Raw genomic sequence first — 6,569 nt, 5'->3', positions numbered from 1 at the left:
AGCTCTGCCTTAGCACAGTAAGAAAGGCGTATGAGATATCCTTGGCTTGTGTGCTGTTAATGACCTTATTTCTCTGATTGGACCAAATCACTTTATAAAATGCCTTTAAGATTAACATAAGTTGGAACCGGAGGCTCAACCAGTTCGGCTTACAATTGATCGTAAAGCACAGTTGTATTTTTAAATAGACGGTAGGTCTCACTGTTCATCCACGGGCAGAGCATTTATCAGGTATTGATACAGATAAGTTTGCTCAAAATTATGATGCAAATATTTCAATGGGCGCAGTTCTTCCAGATATCGCTTAATCCCTTACTGAAAGAAAGTATTATTGAGACAGTTAACCGCGTTGAAGAGTTCAAGAGCCAGATTGTCTAACGCATAACGGACAGCGACTATTTCCTCGGCCAACAAAGCTTCTGCATAGTATTGCTTTGTCATACTGATATACCCCTGTGCCCTGGCAAGGGATATTTCGCCTATGGGCTTGGCAGTTCATCAAGCGCTTTTTGCTTATAACCTTTCAATTTCTCCAAATATTCGGGTTTTGCACAGTAAAGTAGGTTCATATTGATTAGCGAAGATACAATGGGACTTTCCAGAATCGCTTGCTGTTCAATGCGCGTATTCCAGAGAATATAACATGAGATGGATGTACCATATGGTTACTTAAGGGTTATAGTTATTCTTGGTCAATAGGCGTGTTTCTCCAAACACTGGCTTAAGCCCTTTGTAAGGTTCGGTTAAGAAAGAAGATAGTTGGTAAAATCATCATCAATGCATGAGTATCCATGATGAAATCACCCTTGCGGTTGGGCAAGGCGTCGCCTTAACGAGACGTCCAGGAAAACAGATAATGCATATGCTCCGGCGGATTTGTCAGCGGGAGAGGCAGCACCTGAAATGCTCCGGGCAGATTTTTATCCTCTGCTGCAAGCTGGAAGTGGCAGGCGGCAATGCCCAAGTCTACCTTCTGGATATCATAGCCAAGCGCATCGCTGTAGCCCCGCGCCTTGTACTCATAGAAATGATAGGTCTGTCCGTCCGCATCCCTGATAATCCGCCATGGCTGCTTGTTGGAAGCCGACGGTGCCAGTCGAGTCATTTCCAAAGGGTAAGCATAGTCTCCGGCCTCTTCGGGAGTCACGGGGTTGCTGAAAGATTCCCGAAAAAAGAGTGTCGCCCAAGGCTTGCGCTGGTCCGATTTGGCCACTTTGCGGACAATGTTTTCGGTCACGCGTCTTTTGTCGGCAGCGTAACCAATTGGAGAGATAACCGGGAACAGTTGATCTTCGCGCACTTCCATCGCTTTGGCGAACTCGCTTCTTTTGAAAGTTCCGCCCATCCAGCAGGTGCCGAGCCCCAATGAGGTTGCGTATAAAACTAAATGCTCAAACTCATAGCCCAGCGCCTCCAACGCCAGTGCTCCGTTGGTCACGGAAGCCCCAATATTAATCTTTGGCGCCTTTGATGACGCCGTAGGTGCCCAGCTTCCGCGCGTTTGCGGCCTGCTCCGTTTGCAGCAGCTTGAAATGCACCTCTGCCGAGAAGGGATTGCTCAATGTACTGATGAACTGCTGGAGTTGCTCTTTTGTCCCTTGTTCAATGCTATGGCTGGAATAGGTTCGGACCGAGGAACGGGTTTTGATAGTTTCCTCCAGCGGGAGTGCCAATGCAGTGCTCATGATTTTATTCCTCCATATCAATGGGATGTGGAAATGAATTACTGTTCAAGTTCTTTTCCATAGTATACCATAGGCGCATTGATGCGGCTGCTGTTCCGGTAAGGAGCAGAGAGGAATTGTTGGGAGCGGGGATGTTGGGGGCGATGAGGATTCAGAATATAGAATTTAAAAGCTTGAGCCTGGATGATTTGCAGCCGGGCTTGCTGGATTCCTTCAACAGATTTCAACGGGTGACCCGTGCCTGGCGCACAGTAGAAGGGGAGCGGAAGCTGGTCGATGCGCCGTTCATTGACAATTGGGACGCCGCAACCAAAAACGAGATCATTGCAGAGGATTTCTATAGATGTATTCATAATGGGGGGAAGGTCATATGTGCTGTACATAACGGGCAAATCGCTGCGTTTGCCACATTGCTGCGCGAGCTGTTCGGCAGTGCGCGGCAGTATACGGATTTAATGCAGCTGCATGTCTCCACGGATTTCCGCCACGCCGGGCTTGGAAGAAGCTTGTTTAAGATGGCGGCACAGCAGGCTGAAGCGTGGGGCGCGCAGAAGCTGTATATCTCGGCGCATTCTGCGGAAGAAACTCAGGCTTTTTATCGGGCAATGGGCTGTGTTGATGCGGTGGAGGTTGACTTGCATCATGTGGCGCTGGAGCCGTTTGATATCCAGTTGGAGTATGTGATTGGCCGGAATAAGGAACAGCGAATAACAGATTGAATTTGGCAATTACAACAGCAGGTCAGGAGGGAGCGCCATGTTATTGCCGATGCCGTTTCGCCAGGACGGCGACGTGGAGCGGCAGTTTGCCGATTATTTGACCAGGGAACGTTTCGGCTGCATCATTATGCAGGGCCGGGCGCAGGCTGTGGGCGAACCGAGAACGCTTTCCCATAGCGAGGCGGCCGGGGTACTGGAGCGCTTTGCAGCCGCAGACAGCGCGTGGATTTCCGTACGGCATCGTGTGCCGATGGTGTATCATTTTGCTTGCCAACTGGATCGGCCGGCTGCGGAAGCCCGCTTGCTGGAATACTTGGATATATTCGCAGAAGAGCGGCACCAGCATTTCACACATGTGCTTGAAATGCTGGCGATGGAAGGCATTGCTTCGCTGGAAGTGCCGCTGCAGCTTGACCGCAGGGGGTATGATGGTTACTTGCTGGAATACCCGGGACCGTCGCGCACGATTTTGCGAAAAAAAGACTAAAGCATACCGCACTCCGCAGCCCCGGCAGCTAAGGGCGGCCAGCGATGTAAGGATCATAAGACTGTCAGTGTGCACCCTCTTTTACCAAGTGTTTCCATACATCAATGGCATGGGCGTCCAGGCTGAAGAAAATATCGTTGTCATCGTCTTCGGCCTCAATCTCAACTTCGTCTGCTAATGCCATCAGATAACGCGGGATAAACGCGGCTAGATTCGGCGCCAGCACCAGTTTGTTGTCTTCGTCCCGCCCGAAATTGATGATTTGGCCAATGCTTCCATGCTCGCCGGGGTCCAGATCGACCCCAACCGCATTGCCCGATCCATCGTAAAATAGGGGAATCCAGCGGAGATTGGCATATACGGTTTTGATCGTACCCGGCGGAGTGGAGGTGCACAGTTCTCCCAGTTCGGCCAGGCCTTCCGGCCCTTCCGAATCAATCAGTTCCTTCCAATCCTTGTGCTTTCTGCACAGCTCGGTCAGGGACAAGAAGTAGAGCCCGAACACGATGCCGTACCTATGATTTTGTCCGTTATGTATGCGATATAATTCCTTTACTTCCTCCGGAAACGGGAAGCCGAGCTGCTGCTCTGCTTCAAGTAATTCCTCTTCCGTGGCCGGTTCATTCAAAAATTCGGGGAACCTGCGCTCCTGTTCGCTCATGGCGTGTACAAAAGCCGACCACACGGCAGCAATATTGCCCATCACATGACCTCCTGTATTACGGGAAGAATCCGGCATGGCAGGCATGTCCGGCGGCTCTCGCTGAATGGATATTTTAGTATCATTGTACCATGCTTTACGAAATCTTCCTCCCTGGAAGATGCGAATGTACAGGCGACGCCGCTTCAAGCGGAACAGGGGCGTGCATTGGGAAATTGGCCGCGGGTGCTACAAATGGGTTATATTTGATGAAAGCAGGCGAGCAGCCGCTGCGGACTTGTACATACAGTTTTAAGCAAGGAGGTATCACGGGAATGAAGAGGAAAATCGGTAAATGGCTGAAAATTTCATTGGTTGCGCTGCTGGCCATAATCCTCTTGGGAGCGTGCGCGGTGTATGCCTTTGTCATTAAACGGCCGACACCGATTGCCGAGCACGCCGATACGAAGCCCCATGTGTGGAACAGGGTGGAACTGGGCGAAAACGTTCGTTCAAGCGACGGCTCGGAATATTATCTGCTGACCAAAAAAGGGAGCAGCCGCAACTGGATTATTTTTTTCTCCGGCGGCGGGGTTAGCTGGGATGCCACCAGCGCGGCTAGCCCGATAAAAATTACCAACATTCTCGCGGGAAAAGATCCCGGCAATTACTTTGCGAATCTGCCTTTTTACATGCTGACCCTGCTGAACGGAATCATGGCGGATCGGCCGGAGAACCCCTTCCGGGAGTGGAATGTCGCTTATATTCCTTATTCGACCGGCGATTTCCATATCGGCAACCGTATCGCCAATTACCCGCAGAAGGATGGCAGCAATCTTATCGTGAATTATAACGGTAAAAATAATGTGCACAGCAGTCTGGACTGGATTTACACACATGCCGTTCAGCCGGACAAGCTGCTGATTGCCGGAGAGAGCGCCGGCGGGTTCGGATCGGCTTTCTGGGCGCCCGAAATCGCTGAGCATTACAAGGATGCCGAAATTTATCAATATTCGGACAGTTCTTTTTTATACAGCGACAAATGGCCCGGGATCGTTGATAATGAATGGCAGGCCGATTTTACGGAGACCTTCGGTTATCCGGCGGCTGCGGACCTGATCGGCGCGGCGGTTAGAGGCAATAGCCGTCAAATGGCGGAAGGGACGGTCTTTTTGCAATCCTATTCATTGTACGATGAAATCTTGACCCATTTTGAGAATAAAATCAACGATAAAGCCGCGGGCTCCAGCCAAAGCGATGCAGCCGCCTGGTCCAGAAGGATGACGTCAGCGGTCCGGGAGTTGGCCGAAACCATACCGAATTATGTTTATTATGTGACCGATTACGGGATGGATGCTAAAAAAGGAACCACCGCGCATACCTTCGCGACCCGGGACGTCTTATTCAAGACAGAGGAAGACGGGGTGCGGCTGGCGGATTGGCTGGATGACATCATCAACAAACGGCAGAGGTATTCGGTTGGCGGTAAGTTATTGTCTGCTCCGGCGGATGAAGGGGAACAGACGGAGAAAGAGGGCGCTGCAGAAGGGAATTGATGGATATTCGCCTGGTGAAGTGAACGGATAGAACGTCAAATAGAAAATTGAAAGTGGCAGTGGATAAAGCGAAAGGAGGTACAACCGTTCATTTGCCGAATCTCTCAACCACGGAAAATACTGACGAGAGTGTAAACGGAACTATTGGCGCTGGGGAGAAATTGTTGTTTGTGAGGAGTTATTCGGTGAATATTGGGGTTCGCTCTAAGTAAAGAAAAATTTTAAACGTTGTGGCTCCTGCTAACCGTATTAGTGGGAGCTTATTTGTTTACCATGACCCAAGATCACATTAGGGTGATTCGTTGGATTATTCTTTTATACCGGGATAACGTTTTCGGGTGTCTGTCTGACCAAGAATATAGTCGATGCTGACTTGATGGAACTTGGCTAGAGTTATTAATACGACGCTCGGGACATCCAAATTACCATTCTCATAGCGGGAATAAGTGGCTTGTGTGATATGTAAAAGCTCAGCCATTTCCTGCTGTGTTAAATCTTTGTCTTCGCGTAAATCGCGGATTCTCCTGTACACTGTTAATCACCCAAGGCAAGTTTACTTTATGCGAAAATTGCATATTGATATTTATGCGATTTTCGCATAAAATTTATACGTGGAAAGTCCGTTATCTTGCGAAAGGAGGCCTCATACGACCATTTTGGAGGATTTTTATTATGGAAGGCTGCGCCCGAATGAGTTAGATAGTCAAAGTGATTCGGAAGTTAGGAAGATAAATCAGAAAATCACTGAGTCCATACAAATGCTCAAAGACCAATTTTCGAAAGAGGATTTCCAGCAAGTCGAACAGCTGCTCGATTTAATGATCGATTCGAATTCTTTGCATTCCGCCCTAGCGTTCATTCACGGTTATAGAACGGGAGCGTTAATGATGATTGATGTGTTCAATAATTGCTGATAGCTCAGGCGAAAAGCTGAGTTTGCCTCACTTCATGTGCCTGTTTTACTTCGAGAAATCGTTGAAGTATTAAAAAAGTGGAGTAGGGATTTATCCAAAATACCTGAGATAAATCAAGCTGGTGTGTGTTATACGTACTGGCTTGTTTTTATTTTTGTTATTTGAAGAGGTGGCTTCGGGGAAACGATCGAAGACCAGTAGGAGATTGTCCCTGAAGATGAACGAATCAAGGTCGTGGGAACGCAAGAGAAAATGTAAACAAAGGAAGAACATGATGCGATCGTAGAGCGCTTAGTGAAGAGCAGTCTGATGAATCTCAATAGGCGGAGAATATTATTCCACTGTCGAGATTTCTTATTGTGAGAAATGCGGCAGTAGAATGCAGTTCAAAGTAGGGTAAAGTAAGAAACAGTGCCAATATTGGAGTGCATTATGCTATCAGCAGTATTAGGATGGCAGCAAATGTGAAGGCAAGGTAATGGACACTGATTTTTTCGATGCTCAATATGATCGGATCTGCATGAATCGTATGAAGAAGACATGATATCGAAGCAGTGAAAGGCTGTTC

8 protein-coding genes are annotated in these 6,569 nt (G+C 48.6%); 4 read left to right on the top strand and 4 right to left on the bottom strand.

Annotation, left to right across the window (positions count from 1 at the left end; translation table 11 throughout):
* Window positions 1–829 precede the first annotated feature (829 nt).
* Both KIH86_RS18980 and KIH86_RS29870 read right to left on the bottom strand, forming a co-directional pair.
* Window positions 830–1,438 carry a nitroreductase family protein gene (locus KIH86_RS18980; RefSeq protein WP_223086940.1) on the bottom strand — a complete coding sequence of 203 codons (609 nt, stop codon included), beginning with the start codon at window positions 1,436–1,438 and terminating at the stop codon, window positions 830–832.
* 13 nt (window positions 1,439–1,451) lie between these two features.
* Window positions 1,452–1,685 carry a nitroreductase family protein gene (locus KIH86_RS29870; RefSeq protein WP_223086942.1) on the bottom strand — a complete coding sequence of 78 codons (234 nt, stop codon included), beginning with the start codon at window positions 1,683–1,685 and terminating at the stop codon, window positions 1,452–1,454.
* A gap of 143 nt (window positions 1,686–1,828) precedes the next feature.
* Here KIH86_RS29870 and KIH86_RS18970 point away from each other — a divergent pair, with 143 nt between their 5' ends.
* The gene (locus KIH86_RS18970) at window positions 1,829–2,404 is read left to right on the top strand and encodes a GNAT family N-acetyltransferase (protein WP_223086944.1); all 576 of its coding nucleotides are present in this window, start codon (window positions 1,829–1,831) and stop codon (window positions 2,402–2,404) included.
* Window positions 2,405–2,441: 37 nt separating this feature from the next.
* Complete coding sequence (locus KIH86_RS18965) at window positions 2,442–2,891, top strand: hypothetical protein (protein ID WP_223086946.1); 450 nt, start codon at window positions 2,442–2,444, stop codon at window positions 2,889–2,891.
* Between the two features lie 64 nt (window positions 2,892–2,955).
* On the opposite strand, the gene KIH86_RS18960 is transcribed toward KIH86_RS18965, so the two are convergent.
* A complete protein-coding gene (locus KIH86_RS18960) occupies window positions 2,956–3,594 on the bottom strand; it encodes an SMI1/KNR4 family protein (RefSeq protein ID WP_223086950.1) in 639 nt (212 codons plus the stop codon).
* 272 nt (window positions 3,595–3,866) lie between these two features.
* On the opposite strand from KIH86_RS18960, the gene KIH86_RS18955 reads away from it, so the two are divergent.
* On the top strand, window positions 3,867–5,087 hold the full coding sequence (locus KIH86_RS18955; protein WP_223086952.1) for a pectin acetylesterase-family hydrolase: 1,221 nt from the start codon (window positions 3,867–3,869) through the stop codon (window positions 5,085–5,087).
* A gap of 307 nt (window positions 5,088–5,394) precedes the next feature.
* On the opposite strand, the gene KIH86_RS18950 is transcribed toward KIH86_RS18955, so the two are convergent.
* On the bottom strand, window positions 5,395–5,619 hold the full coding sequence (locus KIH86_RS18950; RefSeq protein ID WP_223086955.1) for a helix-turn-helix domain-containing protein: 225 nt from the start codon (window positions 5,617–5,619) through the stop codon (window positions 5,395–5,397).
* A gap of 79 nt (window positions 5,620–5,698) precedes the next feature.
* Between KIH86_RS18950 and KIH86_RS30180 the strand changes: the two genes are divergently transcribed.
* Complete coding sequence (locus KIH86_RS30180; protein ID WP_407672310.1) at window positions 5,699–6,001, top strand: DUF6809 family protein; 303 nt, start codon at window positions 5,699–5,701, stop codon at window positions 5,999–6,001.
* Window positions 6,002–6,569: the final 568 nt, after the last annotated feature.

This window comes from Paenibacillus sinensis (assembly GCF_019904155.1).
GTDB lineage: Bacteria > Bacillota > Bacilli > Paenibacillales > Paenibacillaceae > Paenibacillus_AQ > Paenibacillus_AQ sinensis.
The sequence above is the reverse complement of the archived record's forward strand: the minus strand, read 5'-3'. Positions and strand labels throughout refer to the sequence as shown.

Coding starts and splice junctions, on each gene's coding strand:
- KIH86_RS18965 (WP_223086946.1), top strand. CDS start 2,442: ATGTTATTGCCGATGCCGTTTCGCCAGGACGGCGACGTGGAGCGGCAG.
- KIH86_RS29870 (WP_223086942.1), bottom strand. CDS start 1,685: ATGAGCACTGCATTGGCACTCCCGCTGGAGGAAACTATCAAAACCCGT.
- KIH86_RS18960 (WP_223086950.1), bottom strand. CDS start 3,594: ATGGGCAATATTGCTGCCGTGTGGTCGGCTTTTGTACACGCCATGAGC.
- KIH86_RS18970 (WP_223086944.1), top strand. CDS start 1,829: ATGAGGATTCAGAATATAGAATTTAAAAGCTTGAGCCTGGATGATTTG.
- KIH86_RS18955 (WP_223086952.1), top strand. CDS start 3,867: ATGAAGAGGAAAATCGGTAAATGGCTGAAAATTTCATTGGTTGCGCTG.